The sequence below is a fragment of the Desulfosoma sp. genome (assembly GCA_037481875.1).
In the GTDB taxonomy this organism is placed as follows: Bacteria; Desulfobacterota; Syntrophobacteria; order Syntrophobacterales; family DSM-9756; genus Desulfosoma.
In genome coordinates this window covers 101,758-123,667 of sequence record JBBFKY010000002.1, presented here as the reverse complement: position 1 = coordinate 123,667, position 21,910 = coordinate 101,758, and the positions used below count along the sequence as shown (strand labels likewise).

The 21,910-nt window shown below is 53.4% G+C and carries 19 protein-coding genes; 5 read left to right on the top strand and 14 right to left on the bottom strand.

Annotation, left to right across the window (positions count from 1 at the left end):
* Nucleotide 1: 1 nt before the first annotated feature.
* The 9 genes from WHS46_03430 to WHS46_03390 all read right to left on the bottom strand — a co-directional run bounded on the left by WHS46_03430 (nucleotide 2) and on the right by WHS46_03390 (nucleotide 8,277).
* The gene (locus WHS46_03430) at nucleotides 2–775 is read right to left on the bottom strand and encodes a WecB/TagA/CpsF family glycosyltransferase (GenBank protein ID MEJ5347725.1); all 774 of its coding nucleotides are present in this window, start codon (nucleotides 773–775) and stop codon (nucleotides 2–4) included.
* Nucleotides 775–1,968 (bottom strand): glycosyltransferase, encoded by a 1,194-nt coding sequence (locus WHS46_03425; protein MEJ5347724.1) that lies wholly within the window; start codon nucleotides 1,966–1,968, stop codon nucleotides 775–777. Before WHS46_03425 ends, WHS46_03430 begins: the two co-directional genes overlap by 1 nt.
* Nucleotides 1,965–3,125 (bottom strand): glycosyltransferase, encoded by a 1,161-nt coding sequence (locus tag WHS46_03420; GenBank protein ID MEJ5347723.1) that lies wholly within the window; start codon nucleotides 3,123–3,125, stop codon nucleotides 1,965–1,967. Before WHS46_03420 ends, WHS46_03425 begins: the two co-directional genes overlap by 4 nt.
* Complete coding sequence (locus WHS46_03415) at nucleotides 3,122–4,345, bottom strand: O-antigen ligase family protein (protein ID MEJ5347722.1); 1,224 nt, start codon at nucleotides 4,343–4,345, stop codon at nucleotides 3,122–3,124. The genes WHS46_03420 and WHS46_03415 overlap by 4 nt, the downstream gene beginning before the upstream one ends.
* Entirely contained in the window at nucleotides 4,338–5,582 is a 1,245-nt protein-coding gene (locus WHS46_03410) for an oligosaccharide flippase family protein (GenBank protein ID MEJ5347721.1), read from the bottom strand. Before WHS46_03410 ends, WHS46_03415 begins: the two co-directional genes overlap by 8 nt.
* 20 nt (nucleotides 5,583–5,602) lie before the next feature.
* Complete coding sequence (locus tag WHS46_03405) at nucleotides 5,603–6,604, bottom strand: UDP-glucuronic acid decarboxylase family protein (protein MEJ5347720.1); 1,002 nt, start codon at nucleotides 6,602–6,604, stop codon at nucleotides 5,603–5,605.
* 57 nt (nucleotides 6,605–6,661) lie between these two features.
* Nucleotides 6,662–7,627: a hypothetical protein gene (locus tag WHS46_03400; protein MEJ5347719.1), complete on the bottom strand. Its 966-nt coding sequence runs from the start codon at nucleotides 7,625–7,627 to the stop codon at nucleotides 6,662–6,664.
* A 232-nt stretch (nucleotides 7,628–7,859) separates the two neighbouring features.
* Nucleotides 7,860–8,063, bottom strand: a complete 204-nt coding sequence (locus tag WHS46_03395) for a DUF6485 family protein (GenBank protein ID MEJ5347718.1) — start codon at nucleotides 8,061–8,063, stop codon at nucleotides 7,860–7,862.
* A 22-nt stretch (nucleotides 8,064–8,085) separates the two neighbouring features.
* Entirely contained in the window at nucleotides 8,086–8,277 is a 192-nt protein-coding gene (locus tag WHS46_03390; protein MEJ5347717.1) for a hypothetical protein, read from the bottom strand.
* A 163-nt stretch (nucleotides 8,278–8,440) separates the two neighbouring features.
* On the opposite strand from WHS46_03390, the gene trkA reads away from it, so the two are divergent.
* Nucleotides 8,441–9,805, top strand: coding sequence for a Trk system potassium transporter TrkA (trkA, locus tag WHS46_03385; GenBank protein MEJ5347716.1), 1,365 nt, complete (start codon nucleotides 8,441–8,443; stop codon nucleotides 9,803–9,805).
* Entirely contained in the window at nucleotides 9,802–11,256 is a 1,455-nt protein-coding gene (locus WHS46_03380; protein MEJ5347715.1) for a TrkH family potassium uptake protein, read from the top strand. Before trkA ends, WHS46_03380 begins: the two co-directional genes overlap by 4 nt.
* Before the next feature lie 61 nt (nucleotides 11,257–11,317).
* Here the strand turns inward: WHS46_03380 and WHS46_03375 are convergent, their stop codons facing one another.
* From WHS46_03375 to mltG, 3 genes are all read right to left on the bottom strand, one after another.
* Nucleotides 11,318–12,964, bottom strand: a complete 1,647-nt coding sequence (locus WHS46_03375) for a fatty acid--CoA ligase (protein ID MEJ5347714.1) — start codon at nucleotides 12,962–12,964, stop codon at nucleotides 11,318–11,320.
* 111 nt (nucleotides 12,965–13,075) lie between these two features.
* Nucleotides 13,076–13,906 (bottom strand): NTP transferase domain-containing protein, encoded by an 831-nt coding sequence (locus WHS46_03370; protein MEJ5347713.1) that lies wholly within the window; start codon nucleotides 13,904–13,906, stop codon nucleotides 13,076–13,078.
* The gene (mltG, locus tag WHS46_03365; GenBank protein MEJ5347712.1) at nucleotides 13,903–14,991 is read right to left on the bottom strand and encodes an endolytic transglycosylase MltG; all 1,089 of its coding nucleotides are present in this window, start codon (nucleotides 14,989–14,991) and stop codon (nucleotides 13,903–13,905) included. The genes WHS46_03370 and mltG overlap by 4 nt, the downstream gene beginning before the upstream one ends.
* Before the next feature lie 388 nt (nucleotides 14,992–15,379).
* Between mltG and selB the strand changes: the two genes are divergently transcribed.
* The 3 genes from selB to WHS46_03350 all read left to right on the top strand — a co-directional run bounded on the left by selB (nucleotide 15,380) and on the right by WHS46_03350 (nucleotide 18,189).
* The gene (gene selB, locus WHS46_03360; protein MEJ5347711.1) at nucleotides 15,380–17,308 is read left to right on the top strand and encodes a selenocysteine-specific translation elongation factor; all 1,929 of its coding nucleotides are present in this window, start codon (nucleotides 15,380–15,382) and stop codon (nucleotides 17,306–17,308) included.
* A gap of 95 nt (nucleotides 17,309–17,403) precedes the next feature.
* On the top strand, nucleotides 17,404–17,694 hold the full coding sequence (locus WHS46_03355) for a Dabb family protein (GenBank protein ID MEJ5347710.1): 291 nt from the start codon (nucleotides 17,404–17,406) through the stop codon (nucleotides 17,692–17,694).
* A gap of 27 nt (nucleotides 17,695–17,721) precedes the next feature.
* Nucleotides 17,722–18,189: a hypothetical protein gene (locus WHS46_03350; protein ID MEJ5347709.1), complete on the top strand. Its 468-nt coding sequence runs from the start codon at nucleotides 17,722–17,724 to the stop codon at nucleotides 18,187–18,189.
* Nucleotides 18,190–18,526: 337 nt separating this feature from the next.
* Here WHS46_03350 and WHS46_03345 read toward each other — a convergent pair whose 3' ends face one another.
* Complete coding sequence (locus WHS46_03345) at nucleotides 18,527–20,080, bottom strand: carboxyl transferase domain-containing protein (GenBank protein MEJ5347708.1); 1,554 nt, start codon at nucleotides 20,078–20,080, stop codon at nucleotides 18,527–18,529.
* Between the two features lie 291 nt (nucleotides 20,081–20,371).
* The gene (locus WHS46_03340; protein MEJ5347707.1) at nucleotides 20,372–21,856 is read right to left on the bottom strand and encodes a sigma-54 dependent transcriptional regulator; all 1,485 of its coding nucleotides are present in this window, start codon (nucleotides 21,854–21,856) and stop codon (nucleotides 20,372–20,374) included.
* Nucleotides 21,857–21,910 lie beyond the last annotated feature (54 nt).

The following is a 21,910-nucleotide window of genomic DNA, read 5'->3' as shown; positions in this document are numbered from 1 at the left end:
TTCATCCTCGATTCTTGGTTCGCGGTGCGAGACGACGGGTGATGAATTCCGAAGCCACAAGCCCGGTCAGGTAAAAGGGTTCCACCAGATATCGTTTCCACAAACGTTTCGGCTCACTCATAAGCCGATAAAGCCATTCCAATCCCAAACGGCCCATCCATCGTGGCGGCATGGGCACCACGCCTGCCACAAAGTCAAAACAGGCTCCCGAATTAAGAATCACGGAGGTTTTTAAGGCATCCAAATTATCAAGGATCCATGCTTCCTGGCGAGGCATACCCATGCCGACCATGAGAATATGTGGATGAAATTCGGCGATCGTAGCAAGGACAGCCCGATTTTCCGGTCCTTTTGTATCAAAGTAGCCGTGGTGGGTTTGTATCTGCAGCTTCGGAGCCGCGCGCCGCAAGACTTCCACAGCTTTTTCTCCCACACCGGGACGTCCTCCCAGATGAAAGACTCGGTAACCCCTATGGGCCATCGCTTGCATCAGGGGAACAATCCAGTCCACATAAGTGGTGCGATGTTCCGTACGCAAAGGAACGCCTAAAATTTTGGCCAACAACACAAGAGACATGCCATCCACATGAATGATACGGGCGGCATCGCAAAAGGCCCGAAAAGTTGCATTGTGATGGTACAAGTAGACACTATGCAGGTTGTGATTGGCCACAATCACTTTGCCTTTTTTTTCCACCGCTTCCACGACGCTTGCGGTCAGTTGTTCAGTAGTGAGTGCATGAACCGTGACACCTAAAAGTTGAACGGCTTCCATCAAGACCCTTTTCGAGACAAGATGCGTTGCACTTCTGTGATGAGATGTCGAACTCGCACTTCCCATCCATGACGGGTCAAGGCATGCTCTCGGGCCTTAGTTCCCATGCTTGACCAGCGATCCCGATCCCGGTAAGCACGACGGAGCACGTCCTTTAGGTCGGTCATGGAATCCGGAGCGAAAAGATATCCCGTTTCTTCCGGGACTACAACGCGAAGTGCATCTTCATAAGCCGCAGCCACCACGGGCTTGGCCATGGCCAGGTATTCATAAAGCTTCAAGGGGGAATGGTACATGGTGCCTATTTTTAAAGGAACTTGCCCGGAATACCCCAAGTCGACACGCCCAAGCACCAAGGGAACGTCGTCCCAGGGAACTCCCCCCAAAAACAGGACTCGATCGCTGAGCCCTCGATCTCGCGCCATGGTTTCCCAAGAATTTCGTTCCGGACCGTCTCCGGCGACCACCAGAGCCCAATGAATCCCTTCTTCCTTGAGTTCAGCCAAAGCCATGATAAGGCGGTCCAACCCCTGCCAAGCGATGAGGCTTCCCACAAAACCCAAGGTGGGCATTTCAAAATAGCGAGATCCGTCGGCTTTGGCGGGATCAAAACGATGGGTGTCGACGCCGTTGGGCACAATAACAATCTTTTCTTCAGGTATGCCGGCTTCTCTCATGATGATATCCCGTAAGGGACTCGTAATGCACACGAGAACATCGCAGTCACGGTACGCTTGAATTTCTAATCGGCGCGCCACGGGACCCAGGGCGATGCTGCGCCTTTCCATTTTAGCTTCATAAAAAAAGGGCCCGTTGGTTTCCAAAATCCACGGAATACCACGCTTCTGAAAGGCTCGCCCGAGAGACTGAAAAATCCCAAAGCGCTCATAGACCCAGTCTACCGGTCCAACTTCCTGCCATGCCGTGCGGCGATAACGATAAGCGAGGACAAGCCGCACCAGATCGGCGGCCATTCGAGTCCCCAAACCCCGGCGCAGTTTCTGTTCTGAGCCTGCGTTTACCCATGCCGCAGGCATGCGATCCCCAACGATAAACGGACGCACCTCCCAGCCCAGATTGCGAAATGCCCCGATAAAACCCAAAATATGCGACCTGGGTCCAGCGGCTTCTGCTTCCGGCCGTGTGGACACTCGAGGAGCTCCGGAAAGGTAACCAAGTCTTTTCGGATTCATGGCTTCTCACCTAGACCACAGACTCGACGGTACAAATTTTCCAAGACCGTGTTTTGAACGCGTCGATCAAAACGGCCTTCCACCCAGGCCCGCCCGGCTCGACCCATGGCATTCCTAAGATCGTCGTTTTCCATCAAGGTCTTGAGATAGGATGTCAGGGCCGAAGCATCGTGTTCTGGGGCAAGAAACCCGGTTTCGCCGTGGAGCACAACTTCAGGAACGCCTCCTACGGCATAACCCACCACAGGAACACCACAGGCCTGCGCTTCCACGTAGACCATTCCAAAACTTTCCGCTTCACCGTTCGGCATCCTGAGGGTCGGCATACAAAAAACGTATGCTTTCTGCATTTCATGGCGCACGGCGTCATGGGACAGGGCTCCCAGGAAAGTGCACGCGGCCCCGAGCTTATTTCGGGCAAGCGTTTCAAAAATGGAGCGGTCAGGACCGTCACCGACGATCCTCAGGTGCAATTGAGGAAAAGAGTCCCGAATCCTTGCAGCAGCCTCGATGAGATGGTGCAGTCCTTTTTGTTCAACAAGGCGTCCGACAAAGAGAATGCGACCTGGTTTCGGAGACGCGTCGGGCCGAAAACGGTTCAGGTCAATCCCGTGAGGAATGACTTCGATCTTGTGTTCAGGAATTCCCTGTCGCCTCACCGCCATAGCCTTGACGAAACGACTTGGAGTCACAAAGGCTTGCGCCGTCCGTACCAATTTTTTACGGCGCAGGCGATAAAGTCGGTGACCCACAGAGGAACCCCAGGAATACTCATCCTTAACCGTAGCGTCACTTCCGTGATAACTGACGATAAGCGGTACCTTAAGTCGTTCAGCTAAAGGCATGGCAAGGCTTCCGTCCGGGCCGAAGTGGGCATGGATGAGCACAGGGCGCACGGACCGGCACCAATCCAAAATGTCTCGAGGAATCATACCAAAAAACTTGAAAAGGATTTCCCGAAGAAATCCTCGGCGAGTTCCTGGATTGATCAATCGCATTCGATCCGGCGGAAGCTGAATCCGAGGTTCATGGCCGGGTTTGGATCCGAGCAAGTAGGCTTCAAAATTTTCCAAGCCAAGCGTTTGATTGACCACAAAGGTTTCACTTAAGGGAAGGAGGTGATCCCTAAAGGCCAGAATGCGTGGACGGGTCTTCAAGAGCGTTCCTCCTCCTGATCCGGCGGCACAGTGGCCGCGGCCACCGCCAACAGCCAGAGAATACTGTTGGGGCGCATGAAATAGGATTCCGGAAGGTTATAAAACAGAATAAACAAGCCGAGAAGAACCCAAAACAAGGCCAGGGGGCGTCCTTGGGTGGCGGTCCGCCAGTGAAAAACAAGAGGGCTGAGCAGCAAGCCGGCTCCGAGCATCATTCCCACAAGCCCCAGTTCCAGCCAGAGATCCAGAAAACCGTTGTGCGCATGTTCCGGCAACCAGGTCAGGACTCTGTAAACTTCTGCGGAAGGTCCTTCCCATCCCAGCCAAAAAGCTCGAAAACCATACCCGGTCCAGAGCCTGTCCCGAAGAAGGGGAATCAAAGCGGCCCAGAGCGGCGTGCGCCCGGTTAAGGTTACATCTCGCCGAAGCACTTGTAAAATCAGATCGAAATTGAGCATGGCATAAAAGGCTGCGGTGGCAAATCCCAGAGCAAAGACGAAGATGGTGGGCCCTTTCCAGAGACGTCGACGGGGCAGTTCACGAAGCCCAAGCCCCAGAGCGCTCAAGACAACGACAACCACAAGGGACGAAGCCGACTGTGATTTCCAGAGACTTACCACGGCAAGCACCAAAGCGACGTTCCACAGGTGGGGCCGTTGGTCGGTCCAGCGAACAAAACCGAAAGTCAGCACTCCCAGTGCCGAGATTCGCCCAAGAACATTCTTATGAAGAAAGGCACCGTTCCATGCGCCTTCATGGGGATATTCCATCACCGCCCAATGGGGCGCTCCCAGCACTAGCATCAGGCTGATGCCAAGGGCGATGAAGAACGTCCATCCCAGCAAGGTCAAAAATTCCTGGTCGGTGAAGCGAACCCGAAGGGCCATAGCATAAACGGCAACGATGGCAACACCTACCGTTCGACGTAAGGTCAAATCCGGTGCTTCGGACCAGAAAAAGGAAAAGGCGGCCCACAAAAGAAGGATCCACACCAGGGATGAACGCCACAAGGTGTGAAGGAATTTCCACGGGGTTGTGAAGACCACGGCCGTTACAAAGCCCAAGGAAAACAATACCACGAACACCTGTTCAGGTTCCAAGCCGGCGGGTTCAGGAAGACCCTTCATTTCCGCCCATAAGGGAAGAAAAAAGTCCATGAGAAGCCAGAGAACGGCCATGTGCAGAAGTTTTTCCGCGACCAAACCCAGACGCTTAACCATGGCGCCTTCTCAAGGTTCGAGCCAGGATCCACAAGACCACAGCCAATGCTCCGTCCGAAATTAGACTACTCCAAGCCGCGCCGAGCCATCCATAACGCGGAATCCACCACAGGTTAAGCACCAGGTTGAGCGCAGCCACACCCACCTGCGCGACTGTTCGGTGTCCCTGATAGCCGGAACCTGTTAAAGCGTCCGCCGCCAAAAAATGCACCGTTCGAATGAGAAGCAATGGAGCCAGCCAAGGAATGATGGCAGGGGTCAGAGCGTAGTCACGTCCCAAAATCCATGGAAAAATGGGAGCGCAGACCGTGAGGCCTACCCAGGCAAGAGTGCCGTAGGCGCAGGACCAGGGCAAAAGTTTTCGTGAAAACTGCAAAGCCGCCCCAAGCCCCTTGGCCCCTTCCTGAAAAAACCTGGGATACGTGGAAGCCAAAAGCGCTTTGATGGGCGTAAAGCCGGCATCCACCAACCGATAGCACGCCGCGTAAGCTCCCGCCATGTCCCCAGACCCTAATCTCAAAAGGATGGTCTTATCAATGTCATTATAGGCCCCCTGAGCCGAAAGACTTACAGCGAAATAAAAACCTTCGCGCCATTGTCCGCGGAGCGGTTTCAAGGACCACGAAGCCCGTCCCCAAAGCACCCTTACCCACAGAACGCCGAAAAGGCCGGACCCCAACCCACTGAGCATATAAAAGAAAGACCATAGGGCTGCCGTTTTTTCCATGGGAAGCCACCCCAGAGCAACCGCCCCCAAAAGGCGCAACAGACTTACGGCACTCCAGATGATCGACGTTCCGGATAATTTCTGTTGGGCTTGAAAAGCTTGACTGGCCAAGTCCGCGCACCGTGTTCCCAGCAGATCGGCAACGGCGATGGGAGCCATGACGGTTAAGGCCAGCTGAGGTGAAAAGAGCACGATCCCGAGACCTACAGCGCAGGCTATGAGTGCCAATCCTGAGAGGATGGCCGTAAGCAGTGCCGCACCCCAATAAGTGGCAAAGAGTTTCGGTTGGCGTGCCGTGTGTTTGATAAGAATATTGCCGGTGCCCCATGTGGCGAAAGGCACCAAAACGGAAACGACGGCCAAACACCCTGAAAAAACACCGAATGCTTCCGGGCGAAGTAGACGAGCCACCAGGACAAAGGTGGCAAACTGCACCCCGAGGCGAAAACCAAATCCACCGAGCATCCACAGGGTGTTTCGAATAAGGGATGCCGACGCCGGGATTTTCAAGAAACCCCTCTCCATAAGGCCTAAAAACCGGCGGAATCTTGTGGCGTCTTCGCCAAGCCTTCGGCACTGAGGCTTCGTTCCCGCAAGAAGTCATCAAAATAGTCGATGGTCTTGCGAAGTCCTTCCCGCAGCGGCACCGTCGGCGCCCAACCCAGAATCTGTTTCGCTCGCGTGATATCCGGACGACGGCGAACGGGATCATCCTTGGGCAAAGGTTCAAAGCGAATCTCGGACTTGGATCCGGTCAGTTCCAAGACCAACTGAGCCAACTCCATGATGGTGAATTCGTCGGGATTTCCTAAATTGATGGGGCCCGTCACTTCTTCCGGGGATTCCATGAGTCGAATGAGACCTTCAACCATGTCATCCACATAGCAAAAGGATCGGGTTTGAGAGCCATCGCCGTAGACCGTCAAAGGCTTGTTTAAGAGCGCTTGAACGATGAAATTACTCACGACCCTTCCATCATTGGGGTGCATACGGGGTCCATAGGTATTGAAGATACGAGCCACCTTGATGGAAAGCTTATGCTGGCGACGGTAATCGAAAAACAAGGTCTCCGCACATCTTTTACCCTCGTCGTAACAAGAACGGGGACCGATGGGATTCACGTTGCCACGGTAATCTTCCGTTTGAGGATGAATCGTGGGATCACCATATACTTCCGAGGTAGAAGCTTGCAGAATGCGAGCCTTAAGCCTCTTGGCCAGTCCGAGCATATTAATGGAGCCATGGACGCACACCTTGGTCGTCTGCACGGGATCATTCTGATAATGCACGGGGGAGGCAGGGCAGGCCAAGTTGTAGATTTGATCCACCTCGACAAAGAGCGGAAAGGTAATATCATGACGGTGTAATTCAAAAAACGGGTTATTCAAAAGGTGCACGATATTTCCTTTGGTGCCCGTATAAAAATTGTCCACACACAAGACATCATGTCCCAGATCCAGAAGCCTTTCGCAGAGATGGGATCCCAAAAAACCGGCGCCGCCAGTGACGAGGACACGCTTTTGCAAATGCATGAAAATTCCTCCTTCGTTCCCTTCCGTGAGTGTTTCTCGGAACCGACTGATGCGGCTTCACCGAAGGGTGGTTTTGCGAACATGCCGCTCCCGCATGCCTAGACCCAGCAACAAGCCCAAAAAGCTTCCTGCCATAACGGCCCCGACCAGATGCCATTTCTTTTGAGGTCGAACAGGGGAGGGACCGGCTACGGGAGGCACCACCTGTTCGAGAGGAACCAGCGAGACCAATTTCTGACGTTCCAGAGCCATTTCTGCTTCGAAACGACGTTTTTTAAGGTCTAGAGCGTCTCGAGCCAGTTGAAGGCTTGCCAACACTCGGGACTCTTCAGCGATTTCATTGCGCAACGTTTTCACCATGCTTTCATGTTCCAGAAGCACGTGGAACATGTTGGCATCGGGCTTTAAAGCCGTTATTTCCTGAAGCCTTTTTTCCACGGACTCCAAAAGACGCCTTTTGGTCACAAGATCCGCTTTGCGGCCCTCTATTTCCATGTTCAGAGATGGTCGTTCCACGGAATCCACATGATGGATCAAGCTTTCCAGTGCTTGCATCCTTTCCTGAATCTTTTTGGTGGAAACGGCAATCAGTGGTTCTTTTCCCGACGATTGATAGTACTGAAGCACATTTTCATAGAATTGCCGAAGGATTTGAACCCCTTCGGCGGGGTCGGCATGATACAAGGTCACCGTGACCGTGGTGGCGCTTCGGCCTTGCGCGGGATGCAAAGAGAGCGATCGACGGAGACCCCCATCCTCGGGAAGGAAAGCTCGGTAGGCATCCTGCCGGAAAAAATCCATCACATCCCCGACGTTCCAGCTACGGATTTCTTTTCCCGTTTCGTCAAAAGCCGTGATACCGGGTCGCACCTGCATTTTCACGGCATAAAGCGGGGTCGCTTTCCAAAGATAAAGCGTCGCCGCCGCCAGGCATACCGCAATGCCTAGCACAAGATACTTCCATGAATAGACCACAAGGTCCATAAGATCCATCACGAAGCCTCGGGATGCGTCCTTTTGCATATGTCGGTCTCTCCTCCGGCAAACCCTTAAAATCGATCATTCTACGGGTTGCCTAGCGCCCATGGTAAAAAACCCTCTCGCATACGTGAGAGGGTCCAAAGAAGCGGTCGGGCGCCATATCTACACGAGCCCGCAAATGGGGTCAATGGGAATCCTTGAGGGAGATCGGGGAACATCCCCGCCGAGGCGGGGATGAAGAGGCCGGAAGAAATATGGGTTTTTCAGAAAAGCCTCAGATCTTTTTTTCCTGCACGAGACGGGCGAAGTGTTCAAAAGAACGATCATAGGTGCGTTCCGCATCCTTGGGAAAACAACAGCCCGGAAGTTGGCGGCTTTTCAAGTGGTATTGAAGGCATTCACAACAAAGGCCCTTCTTGGCACAAGGTTCATAAGAACACACGCACAGCTGCAGATTTTTTTCCTTCTTGCATTCCATAGGGTTCCCCTGAAAGCCGTCTTTAGTGATGGGCTTCCTGAGCCGCTTTTTTGTCGCCTTTGGCAATGATAAGGCTTAAAAGGAAAAGCAGCACGATTTCCCAAACCACAACCGCCGTCCACTTTTCAAAAAAATGCCAAAACAATCCCCCGCCGATGATCGCGGGAACACAACCTACCACCAACATTCCAAGACGCCATGCCCATTGCGACATCGTTCCCTCCTGTGCGCGTTTTATTTCACAATGTTCCCTTCTAGCAGATTCGCAAACTTCACGCAAGAGATTCTGCCACTCCATCTTCCATTGTGGGCTTGGTTCTGCTAAAGGAGAGGGGACCGAACCCTGTGGCGAAAAGGTGAGGGGTGGAGGCGGATCTTTGAAGCTTATCATTGTTGGAGCGGGTGAAGTCGGCTTTCATATTGCGCAACGACTGTCCCTAGAACACAAGGAAGTGGTCGTCATTGACAGGAACCCGGAGGCCCTCAAGCGCCTTTCGGACTTGGCCGATGTGCAGACTTTGGAAGGTTCCGGCAGTGACCCGCGTATGCTTCAGGCCGCCGGCATTGAAGAGGCCCAGACCTTTCTGGCGGTGACAGACGCCGACGAAACCAATCTGATCGCCACCTTTTACGCCAACATTCTTGCTCCACACATCAAAAAACTGGCTCGTATACGCAACGACGCCTACACCCAGTTTCAACCCGGATTACTGGAAAAGCACCTTAACCTTGACAAGATCATCAACCCAGATCAGGAACTGGTGCGCACCATCGAAGGCCTCATGGCCGTCCCGGATGCGGAAGATATTTGGGAATTGGCTGAGGGACGCATTCAGCTCGTCGGTCTTCGAGTGCCTTCCCGATCCCCTCTCGAGGGCAAATCCCTCATTGAATTGGGTCAAGCGTCCCCAAACCTTCCCTACATTGTTGGCGCCGTCTTTCGCCATGACCACTTGATCGTCCCTACCGGGAAAGATTTTCTACGTGCCGGGGACTTGATCTACGTGGTCTCCGACAAGGACCACATGCGGAGTGTGCTGGCTTTTTTTGGGTGTCGAGGAAGACCTCCGGAAAACATTTTGATCATCGGGGGAGGGGATATCGGGCTGAGACTGGCCAAGCAATTGGAAAAACGAGATGTCCGTGTGCGGCTGCTGGAAAAGGATCGCGCTCGTTGTGATGTGCTTTCGCAAACCCTCAACAAAACCATTGTGCTTCACGGGGATGGAACAGACCAGGACATCCTGATGGAGGAAAACATCGCCCAGATGGACTTGGTCCTCTCTCTTACCGGCGACGAAGAAACCAACATGCTCTGCTCCCTGTTGACCCAGCGGTTGGGAGCGCAAAGGATCATCACGCGTCTGAGCAAGTTCGCTTACATGCCTATCGCCCAAGCGGTAGGTTTGGGGCGTGTGGTCAATCCGCGGCTTTCGGCTATCAACAGCATTTTGCAGTACGTGCGCCAAGGAAAAATCCTTTCGGCCGTGTCACTTCGAGGGGAAGAGGCCGAGGTGCTGGAGGCGGAAGCCGTGGCCCATTCACCCATCGTGAATCGGCCCTTGAAAGATGTCAAATTTCCTAAAGGCGCTCTGGTGCTGGCGGTGGTGAGAGCCAATGAGGTGGTTATTGCCACGGGGAAAACGGTTATTCAAGCGGGGGATCGCATCGTGGTTCTGTGTGCCCGAAAAGCGGTCCCTCTGGTGGAAAAGCACCTTTCGGTTCGAGTGAAGCCGTCATGATTTCATGGCCTTTCGTGGGGCGCGCCGTCGGAGCCCTTCTGTGGTGCGTCGGCGCAACACTGCTCCTTCCTTTGGGATTTTCCATCGCCTTCAAAGACGGGGCCCACACCGCCATCCTCCTCACCATGGCGGTGGCGGCGGCTTCGGGCGCCGTTCTCATGTTGTCGACCTACAAGAAAGAAATCTCTCCCGTCATCGCTCACCGAGAAGGCGTTCTCATCGTGACTTGCGGTTGGTTCGGTGCAGCGGTTTTAGGGGCTTTGCCTTTCTATTTGGCCGAAACCTTTCCGTCATTCACCGATGCCTTTTTTGAATCCATGTCAGGCTTTACCACCACCGGAGCTTCCGTTCTGATCGACATTGAAAGCGTTCCTCAAGGAATTCTCCTGTGGCGGGCTCTGACGCAATGGTTGGGAGGTATGGGCATCATCGTGCTTTCCTTGGCCATTCTTCCTTTTCTCGGCGTCGGGGGCATGCAACTTTACAAGGCTGAAGTTCCTTCTCCCGTACCGGACAAGCTGCGTCCTCGCATCAAAGACACTGCAGTGGCTTTGTGGAAGGTCTACATCATCTTTACCGTGGCTGAAACGGCCCTGTTAATGGCCGGCGGTTTGAACCTTTTTGAGGCCCTGTGCCATACCTTTACCACTCTGGCCACCGGTGGCTTTTCCACTAGAAACGCCTCGGTGGGCCATTTCCAAAGCGCTTACGTCGATGGTGTGGTCACGATCTTTATGCTTCTGGCCGGCATTAATTTTTCTCTTCACTACTTGGCCATAGGAGGAAAACCTCAAGTCTTTTGGCGGGATCCCGAGTGCCGCTTTTTCCTTGGGGTTTGCATGGTTCTCGCGGCGGCGACCGCGGGAAGCCTTTACGGATCGGTCTATGACTCGACCTTGAGAGCCTTTCGGTACGCCGCCTTTCAGGTCGTCTCTATTCTAACCACCACAGGATTTGCCACGGCGGACTATGAAACATGGCCTCCCCTGACCCAAGCAATCCTGTTTTTTTGCATGTTCTTAGGGGGCTCGGCCGGCTCTACGGGCGGAGGGATCAAGTGCCTGAGGGTCATGCTCTTGATCAAGCATGGATACCGAGAAATAATGCGCCTCATTCACCCTCACTCCATCTATCAGGTGAAACTTGGAGGCCGCATGGTACCCTCGGATGTCCTCTACAGCGTCTGGGGATTTTTTATACTTTTCCTGGGCCTTTACGTGCTTTTTACCCTGATGATGGCCGCTTTGGGACTGGACCTTCTCACCGCCTTTTCTTCCGTAGCCGCCACCATGGGAAACGTCGGGCCGGGTTTTGGTGCCGTAGGGCCTGCCGAAAACTACGCGGGCCTTCCCACAGCCGCCAAATGGCTTTTGTCTTTGAGCATGCTTGTGGGGCGTTTAGAAATTTACACGGTTCTGGTGCTTTTGATTCCGGAATTCTGGCGTCCGTAGACGTGTTCGAGGGGATGGACAGATGGGCGGAAAGGCGCCGAAGCGCCTTTCCGCATAAGCCTTAACGATATTGCTGACGCATCACCTTTTTGTCCAGTTTGCCGACACTGGTCTTGGGCAGAGCCTCTACAAAACCGATCTTGTCCGGAACGGCCCATTTGGTGATGGTTCCTTCTTCCACAAAGCGCATGAAATGCTGGCGAATCTCTTCTTGGGTCACCTTGCCCTTGAAGTCTTCCTTAAGGACCACGAGAGCCATGGGGCGTTCACCCCACTTTTCGTCGGGCACCCCAATGGCTGCCGCTTCACTCACCGCTGGATGTTGCATGAGAATGTCTTCCAGAATCAGAGTGGAAATCCATTCCCCACCGGTCTTGATGACATCCTTGATACGGTCGGTGATCTGCAAATAACCTCGTTCGTCGATAAAACCAACATCCCCTGTATGAAGCCACCCACCGTCCCAGAGTTCCTCGGCACGTTCCGGATCCTTAAAATACCCTTGGGTCAGCCAGGGTGAACGAACCACCACTTCTCCGGTGCTTTTTCCATCGTGGGGGAGGGGAACGCCGTCCGGAGTGACCACCTGCAGGTCCACCAAAGGAATAGGTTGACCCGTTCGGCACCGTACGGGAATTTGTTCATCCACGGACCATTGCATCATGTCGGGTTGAGGCTGGGCCAAGGTGAGCACCGGGCAGGTTTCCGACATACCGTAACCCGTGATCAGGTCAATGCCTCGGTCCATGGCCGCTTTGCAAAGGCCTTTGGTAAGGGCGGAGCCGCCGATAATCATTTTCCAACCGGAAAGATCCACGCTCTTGGCCGCGGGGCTGGTAAGAATCATATGCAAAATGGTCGGCACGCAATGGGAAAAAGTCACTTTTTCCGTCACCAAAAGCTTCAGGATCACGGCCGGATCGTAGCGTCCTGGATACACTTGTTTCACGCCCAATTGGCCGGCCACAAAGGGTATTCCCCATGCGTGCACGTGAAACATGGGCGTGAGAGGCATGTACACATCGTTGGATCGAAAGGTGGCCGCCGTATGGTAGGATCCGGCCGCCGCCAATACGGCCAGAGTATGCAGCACCAGCTGGCGATGACTGAAATAAACCCCTTTGGGAAGTCCTGTAGTGCCCGTGGTATAAAAGGTGGTGGCTTTCGCGTTTTCATCGAAATCAGGAAAGTCGTAAGAATCCGAGGCTTGCGAAAGAAGCTCTTCATATTCGCCGTCCAAACGGACCTTTGTGGCAGGCAGGTCCGGGCCGTCTTTAAGCACAAGGATCTTCTTGACGGTTTGGAATTGATCCTGAATGGCTTCCACGATAGGCAAAAAGTCCGTGTGCACCAAGAGCACATCGTCTTCCGCATGGTTGATGGTGAAAAGGATCTGCTCGGGAGACAATCGAATATTGACCGTGTGCAAAATGGCTCCCATCATGGGCACAGCGTAAAACAATTCCAAATACCGATGGCTGTCCCAATCCATGACTCCTACCGTGGAACCTTGCTCGACTCCGAGCTGTCGAAGCATGTTGGCTGCTTTATGAACCCTTTGAAACATCTGAGCGTACGTGAATCGATACAGGTCCCGATACACGATTTCCTGATTAGGTGTGCACCTCAAGGGTTTGTGAAGCAGATGCTTAATAAGGAGCGGGTAGGAGTAGGCGGACGGGGTTCGATCGACAAGCTTAACTGGCATGGATTCCTCCTTCGACAGTTGATGGAACTTTGTGCGTGGACCTTTTCCCAAGACGGCTTTGCGGCTTCGGTTTGTACCGAAGAGCACAATAAAACAATTCCTCTTTAACGGTCAATTGTCTCTTTGACGTAAACGGTAGATTTTCTGAACCCTTTGCAAAGCCTCGGGAGTGTCCACTCCCATGACCTCCCACGCTTCCGCCATGGTAAAGGTGACCACAAAGCCTTTAGTGTGAAGGATTTCCACCAAGTCGGTGAGGAAATACTCCTGGATCGTCACCCATTGCCCGTCTCTTTGCTTTTGGACCTCATGAGGAAGGCGGCAGAGGGTCTCCAGACCTTCCAGCAAAGTCTCCCGATGCACGGCGTAAACACCCGCATTGCAAGGAGCTCCATGCATTTGTCCCGGCATAGTGTTCCAATATTTCCATTCCACGATGCGTCGCACACGATTCTTGTGCACGTCGAGTTTTCCGTATTGGGCCGCATCCTCGGGTCGAAAGGCCAGAAGGGTCATGGAAGCTTCCTGAAGCCCTTGCAAAAGACGCAGATAGGTTTCGGGACGGATGAGAGGCACATCGCCCATGGTGATGATCACCGCGTCTTCGTCAAGGTTTTTCAGGAAAGGTCGAGCCGCCAGCACAGCCCCTCCGGTACCGTCGGTGACAGGCTGATGAATATAGGTGCAGGGGTAAAGGGAAGTTTCACGGCGGACATCTTCGGCACGGTGATGCACCACGATGCCTTTAGGGCCCAAAGGAAGGTTTTCCAAAACTTCCAAAAGCATCGGTCGAGAGCCCTGGTAAGGGTTTTGCGGAAGGGGGGAAAGGGGCAATAGGGTTTTGTTGCCGTCGTACCCGAGCATGCGACTGCCCTTTCCGGCGGCGAGAATAAGGCTTGCCGCCCTTCGAAGCTCTTTGGGGTATCCTGCTTCTGAACTCATGGAATATCCTCTGTTTTGAGATGATCCGCTTCCAGTTTGGCCCCGTTTCGGTTTTCTCGTTTCAGAGCACGAACACGAGCCACCGCTTGCAGGTGTTCGTCGTAACTGCTCGAAAATGTGTGAGAACCATCATTGTTACTGACGAAATAGAGGAATGGAGTCTTTTGAGCTTCCAGGACGGCTCGCAGGGATTTTTCACCCGGGTTACAAATGGGTCCAGGAGGAAGCCCTTTATGAACGTAGGTGTTGTAGGGGCTTTCCCGTTCCAGGTGACGTCGAAGAATGGGACCTGAAAAATCTTCAAGATCATAGACCGCAGTGGGATCACTTTGAAGAGGCATATTGCGCTGGAGGCGGTTCAAAAAAACCCCCGCGATCACAGGCCGTTCCCTGTCCATAACCGCCTCTTTTTCCACCAGGGAAGCCAACGTCACTGTTTCATGAACCGTAAAACCCATTCGGCGGGCTTGGGCTTGCCGCTCCGGTGAAAATCTTCGCCAGAATTCCAGCACCATGCGCTTGAGAATGTCCCGAGGTCGGTCGCTACGCCGAAAGAGATAGGTTTCCGGGAAAAGATATCCTTCCAGGGAAGTGCTATCTGGCAGGCCTAGGGACGTGACAAGGTGTCGATCTCGAGCCAGCTCCAAGATCTCATCGGTATCGGCCAGTCCTGAAGCAGCTACGAGACGGGCAACATCCTTCACGGTGGCCCCTTCCGGAATGGTCACCTTGTAGGCCACCACCTTGCCTTCGACCAGAGTTTCCAGAACGAGCTTCGGAGTCGGTGCCGCAGAGAATTGATATTCTCCAGCTTTCATCTTGCCGGCCATGCCACGGACTCGAGCGTACCAGTAAAAAAGGTTCGCCTGAGTGATGACACCCTCTTTTTCCAGAAGAGCCGCCACGGCGTGAGCCCCTGTTCCGGGCCGAATGAAAATCTTTGTGGAGGCTTCAAGTTTCGGAGTGGGAGTGAGACTGAATAGGAGCAGTCGAAAACCCAAGACTGCGGCCACGGCGACCATGACCAGAACAATCCACAAAAAAACCGCCCCTATTTGTATTCTTCGACGACGTGCTTGACTCATGCGCTTTGCCTCAGGGAAGCCGATTCCATTCTGGCGTTCGCCGCCTCCTACCACAGCACCCCATCTTTCTCAAGCCTTCCTCCTTCACCTCTGGCCCCATTTTAAGCGGCAGAAGCACGGCATACCATGACGCTACGTTTCAAATCGGCCGATTTTCCAGGAACGCCGGCGTTCGGCCCGCAGAATTCGTCTGATGTTATCCTGACACAGGTGTGTCGGCTATGGAGCTCGGTGGGGAGCGGACACATCGAACCGCCCCTACATGGCCAAAAGTCCGTGGGTTATGGAGCTTGGCGGACTGTGGCGTTGAATTGCAGTGCTGATTATGGCACTATGCCGAAGAAAATGGGATACTGCATTTGCTTTTCGTGTGAGCGAGGGAGGCACCATGCACCAAGTCGTGCTCGGCACCGCCGGTCACATCGACCATGGCAAAACGTCCCTTATTCGTGCGCTGACAGGCATCGACACGGACAGGCTGAAGGAAGAAAAGCGCCGCGGTATTACCATCGAATTGGGTTTTGCTTATCTGGATCTGCCCGACGGCACGCGGCTTGGTATCGTGGATGTCCCCGGGCATGAACGATTCGTCAAGCACATGGTGGCCGGCGCCACAGGAATCGATCTGGTGGCTTTGGTCATTGCCGCCGACGAAGGCGTGATGCCGCAAACGCGTGAACATTTGGAAATCTGCCAACTGCTTCGTGTCAAGGAAGGGCTGGTGGTGCTCACCAAAATCGACCTAGTGGACGATGGTGAATGGGTCGATATGGTGGAAGAAGATATTCGCGATTTCCTTAAGGGAACCTTCCTGGAAAAGGCCCCCATTGTTCGGGTTTCGGCGGTCACAGGTGAAGGACTGGACACCCTCAAACAGGTCCTCTTTCAAATGGTCCCGAAAGTCCCGGCTCGAAGCACCTCAGGCCCCTTTCGCATGTCCATCGACCGTGTTTTCACTATGAAAGGTTTCGGCACGGTGGTTACCGGCACCAGTCTTTCAGGCACGCTTCATGTGGGGGACCCCGTGACCGTTTATCCTTCTGGGATAAGCACCAAGGTGCGAGGTCTTCAGGTCCACAATCAGGAGGTTCAGGTAGCTTTTCCAGGGCAACGGACGGCCATCAATCTTCAAGGTGTGGAACGTGAAGCATTGCAACGGGGCGAAGTGGTGGCAACACCGGATTCGCTGCTTTCGAGTTACATGCTGGATGTTTCCCTGGAACTCTTGCCCGAAATTCCCCAGCCGATCAAAGACCGCCAGAAGATTCGGTTTCATACGGGAACCACCGAAACGGTGGCGACCCTGGTTCTTCTGGACCGAGAGCAGCTGGCTCCAGGAGAAAAAACCTATGCTCAGGTACGGTTGGATCGACCTTTAGCGGTCCTTCGAGGAGACCGTTATGTTTTGCGTTCCTATTCGCCCATTCGAACCCTGGGGGGTGGCGCGGTCTTGCATCCGGTGCCCAAAAAGCACAAGGGAAAAGACAAACCCTTGGCAGCCCAAGCCCTGAGAACTTTGGAAGACGGAGAAGCTTCCGAGGTGCTTCGGTGGCATCTTCGCGATGCCGGGTGGCTTGGCGTTTCTGAAAAAGAACTCCAAATTCGAGCCAACCTTTTCGGAAAATCTTTTTCCGAGGCCTTGGAAACGCTCCTTTCCCGGAAAAAGGCCGTCCTTTACGACCGAGAAAACCGTCGGTTTATCGATCCCGAGTCCTTAGCCTCCCTGCAGGCCGACATCAAAACCATTTTGGAAACCTACCACGCAAAAAACCCTCTTAAACCCGGCATGCCCAAGGAGGAGATTCCGGCTCAGACCGACCGGCCCGTGGATCCGAAGCTGCTTCACTACGTGCTGCGTCGACTTGGGGAAGAAGGGACCGTGGTCCTGGAAAAGGAATGGGTGCGTCTTGCCAGCCATAAGGGAGATTTGAGCGCTGAAGAAAAGGCGATTCAGGAGCACATGGAAAAAACTTACCGAGAAGCCGGCCTACAGCCTCCCTTTTTTAAAGATGTGTCCAGTCGACTTCCCGGAACATCCCGGCAGCATAAAGACGTTCTGGATTGGATGCTGAATCAGGGACGTTTGATCAAGGTCAAGGAGGATTTATTTTTCCACGCCGAAGCCATCGCCGACTTACAGGATAAATTGGTGGCCTTTCTGCAACAACATGGCGAGATTTCGGCGGCTCAGTTTAAGGAAATGACGCAGGCCAGCCGCAAGTACACCATCCCTCTCCTGGAATACTTTGACGGGCAAAAGCTTACGATTCGTATCGGCGACGTACGACGCTTGAGAGACAGCAAGACAGCTGGATAAGCCGTCGCAATGAAAAAGCGACGTGAAAAAAAGCGTGACGCGGTGTCTTGAAAGGGTTTTGGCGACAAGTGACATCAAGAAAAACGGAGGCGTCCATGATTAAACACGTGGTGGTGATGAAATTCAAACCGGGAGTCGGCGAAGAGGATATCACACGGTTGGAACAGGGGCTGGATCGGCTCCCTGGAACCATTCCGGAGATACTTTCCTATGATTTTGGACGTGACATCGTTCGATCCCAACGATCCTATGATTTTGCTTTGGTTTCCAGCTTTCAGGACATGGAAGCCCTGAAACGATATCAAGCGCACCCGGAACACATGAAAGTCTTGGAATTGGTTCGAAGCCTCTGTGACCAGATCATTGCCGTGGATTTCACCTTCTAGATCCGAAGCGACGGCGTGGACAAGGGCATGCCGCAGCAAAAACACGTTTATGACTACTTTATCGATGCGCATGGAAATTGGTTCTGTGAAGGAAATCCCGTGACGGACCCTGAACTTTTTCGCATGCTGAGCCGCTCCCTTTTTGAAAGAGACGGTCGTTATTACGTGCGTTGCGAAGGGGAAGTTCATCCTGTACGGGTTGCCGATGCGCCTTTGTGGGTTCGGTATGTGTTCTTGGATGAGGACACCGACGGGAATATTCAGGCTGTTCACATTCAGTTGGAAGATGGGCGCAGGGAAGCCTTGAGGCCGGAAACCCTTTCGGTCAGGGCGGAAAGCGCCCTTTACTGCCTGGCTACGCGAAAAAACCTTTTGGCACGGTTTGCCAAGCCTGCCTATTACGAACTGGCCTCTCGACTGGTCTACGATTCCCAATCCCAAAAGTACGTGTTGCAAGTGGCAGGCCAATCCTACCGCCTGACCGACCGACCATGATCCTCTTTTTTTTCAAGGAAAAGCGCAAGTTAGCCTTTCAAAATTTCTTCCGAGAACGGTTTTTTATCTGAAGGTGCGCGCGTCCCTCGTGCATAAAGAGCGTGTCGAAGTTTTGTGTTTTTAGGAAAAGACCCCCTTGAAGCCTTGTCGTGGCGAGGCGTGCCTCGCTACTCTTTTACAACCGCATTCGGCCCAACGGTCCTCGGACGTTCTCGAACAGCCTTCAAGAAACCTGTACCTGAGAACATGAACCCTTTTGGAAAAATGAAAAGGGACGGCGCAACGGCCGTCCCTTTCAACCATTTCCTTTTTCCAAAGGCTTTTGTGCTGTTTTTCATTACATGGGAATGTTCCCATGCTTTTTGGGAGGTAAAGCCTGCCGTTTGGTCGCCAGAAGTTCATAGGCTTCCACGAGGCGAGCCCGAGTTTCACTGGGAACGATAACTGCGTCGATATATCCTCGAGAAGCGGCAATGTAGGGGTTGTAGAGGAGATTTCGATACTCCTCGATTTTTTCTTTTCGCTTCGCCACGGGATCCGGTGCCGACTGAATATCTTTTCGAAAGATAATATTGGCCGCACCTTCGGCGCCCATGACGGCGATTTCCGCCGTCGGCCATGCCAAAGCGATATCGGCACCCAGATCCTTGGAACACATGGCTAAGTAGGATCCACCATAGTCCTTGCGAATAATGAGGGTGACCTTCGGTACCGTCGCTTCGGAATAGCACCACAGAAGTTTGGCACCATGACGAATGATGCCGCCCCATTCCTGTTGCTTACCAGGTAAATAGCCGGGCACATCCGCCAAGGTCAATAAAGGAATGTTAAAAGCATCGCAGAAGCGAATGAACCGCGTGGCCTTATCGGAAGAATCCACATCCAAGCAGCCGGCCAACACTTTAGGCTGGTTGGCAATGATTCCGATGGTTCGGCCGTTGAGTCGCCCAAAGCCTACCACCATGTTTTGAGCATATCCTTCGTGGACCTCAAAAAAATCCCCTCGATCCACAATGGCACGAATGACATCCTTCATGTCATAAGCACCCATGGGATTATCCGGAAGGATCGTATCCAGCTCGGGAGCCAGCCGATACGGATCATCGCCGGTATCCACAATGGGAGGGTCTTCCATGTTGTTATCCGGCAAGAAAGTCAGGAGCCTTTTGATTTCATCGATAGCATGCTGATCGTTTTCGCAGGCGAAATGCGCAACCCCGCTCTTGGTGCTGTGGGCGATGGCTCCGCCCAGCTCTTCTTGGGTGATCTCTTCTCCCAGCACCGATTTAATGACATCAGGACCTGTAATGAACATGTAGCTGGTGTTTTTCACCATGAAGACGAAGTCCGTCATGGCCGGAGAATACACCGCACCGCCGGCGCACGGTCCCATAATGGCGGAAATCTGGGGAATCACCCCGGAACTGATGGCGTTGCGATAAAAGATCTGACCGTATCCGGACAAGGCATCCACCCCTTCCTGAATACGAGCACCCCCTGAATCGTTGAAACCCACAAAGGGTTTTCCGGCTTTGAGGGCCAGGTCCATAACTTTACAGATCTTGCGTGAATGCATTTCCCCCAAAGTGCCGGCTCGAGCGGTAAAGTCCTGGGAAAAGGCGAACACCTGTCGACCATTCACCAGGCCGTAACCCGTAATGACGCCGTCTGCAGGAATGTCCATCTTGTCCAGGCCAAACAAGGTCCCGCGGTGCTTGACGAAGATGTCCAGTTCACGAAACGTTCCGGGGTCAAAGAAATATTCCAAACGTTCCCGCGCGGTCATTTTTCCCCGCTCATGCTGCGCAGCGACGGCCTTTTCGCCGCCCATCTCTTTGATCTTCGCTTCGCGCTCTCGCAGTTCCTTGATTTTGTCCGCCACCGTCTGCATAAGTGATTCTCCTGTTGATTCTGGTCACGTGGAGGGATCATAGGCCTAGCCGTCTTGGGGCTCCGCGCAATTCTATTGGCTTGCCCCACGATGTCAAGCGCTTTGCCGAGTCTCTGGGAAACGAAAACCCGGAAAACTGTTCGACCTTGACGAAAGGCGATGGTTTTCCCATGGAAGCGCATGCGTCCAACCCGTGCTTTGTGCGGTCGAGACGTTCGCGCTTCCAAGGAAAAACCCGTTCTAGGACGAAAGATTCCAGAAAAGGGGCGGGAACACCACGCAGCGTGCCTTTCATGAGGTTTCTTGGGCGAAAACGTACTGGCAACTTCGCCCTTTTCCCATACGCACCAACAGGCCTTTATCCACCATGTCCGTCAATTCCCTCAAAGCCTGGCGTTCGGAAACCTCGTTGAGGCGCGCATAATCTCGGTTGGTAATGTAGCCTTGCGACTGCACGAAATCCAAGGCACGAAGCTGTCGGACGCGCTGTGGACCTGGAGGAAGAATCTTCAAGGCTTCTCGTCGATCCGATGTCTCCCTCCCACCTTCCAGGCGAACAGACGGCTCCGGCGGCGAGGTTATCGAACCGGGGGAGAGACTCGGTGCCGAAGACAGGATCTCCGCCGGCAAGTCCTCGAGGGTAATTTCCTGATCTGGACAAAGAATGACGGCGCGTTCCACGACGTTTTCCAATTCTCGAACATTTCCCGGCCAAGAATAGTCCAGCAGGGCACGAAGAGTTTCAGGCCGAAAGCGAAGGCCTTCTCGGCCTGTCTGTTTCTCGTATTTTCTGAGAAAATGCTGCGCAAGAAGAGGGATGTCCGACGGACGTTCTCGAAGGGACGGCAATTGCACATGGACCACATTCAAACGAAAGAAAAGGTCGGAGCGGAATCGACCGGCGGCAACTTCTTCCTTGAGATTTCGGTTGGAAGCGGCCACGACGCGGACATCCACATGAAGGGTTTCTGTGCCACCCACACGTTCAAAACGCATTTCCTGCAAAGCTCGCAACAGCTTTACTTGAAGGGGCGGGGACATTTCACTGATTTCATCCAGAAAGAGAGTCCCACCGTGGGCCAGTTCAAATCGACCCTTACGTAACCCGACAGCTCCCGTAAACGCTCCCCGCTCATGGCCGAAGAGCTCGCTTTCCAAAAGATTTTCCGGAAGAGCGCCACAGTTGACCGAGATGAAAGGACCTGTCTTTCGAGGGCTATTGAAATGAATCGCTCGAGCGATAAGCTCTTTTCCCGTACCGGATTCTCCCGTGATAAGCACCGTCGCCTTAGTGGGGGCTACTTTACGAATCAGTGCATAGACCCTTTGCATGGGCTCGCTTTTTCCCACAATGTTATGAAACTGGTGCTGCTCCGCCAGTATATCTTTCATCTGCCGGTTCTGACGCTTAATTTGGTGGTGCTCCACGGCCTTTTGCACAAGAACTTTCAGTTCTTCGTTTTCAAAGGGCTTGAGAATATAGTGAAAGGCTCCTTTCTTCATGGCTTCCACAGCCTTTTCCACCGTACCGAAAGCCGTCATCATGATCACCGGAAGATCCGCATTGAAGGCGAGCACCTGTTCCAGAACCTGCATGCCGTCCATCCCCGGCATTTTCATGTCGGTAATCACCACATCCAGATCGTTGTTTTGAACGATTTCCAAACCGTCCCGGCCGCTTTCGGCCGTCATCACATGGTGCCCCTCTTCGGTAAGCAAATCTTCCAAAATAATGAGGTAATTCTTTTCGTCGTCGATAATCAGAACGTTTCCCATGAAACTACGTCTCACACTGGTCTCGGTAAGTCTTGAGCATGCGCCTTCTCAAAA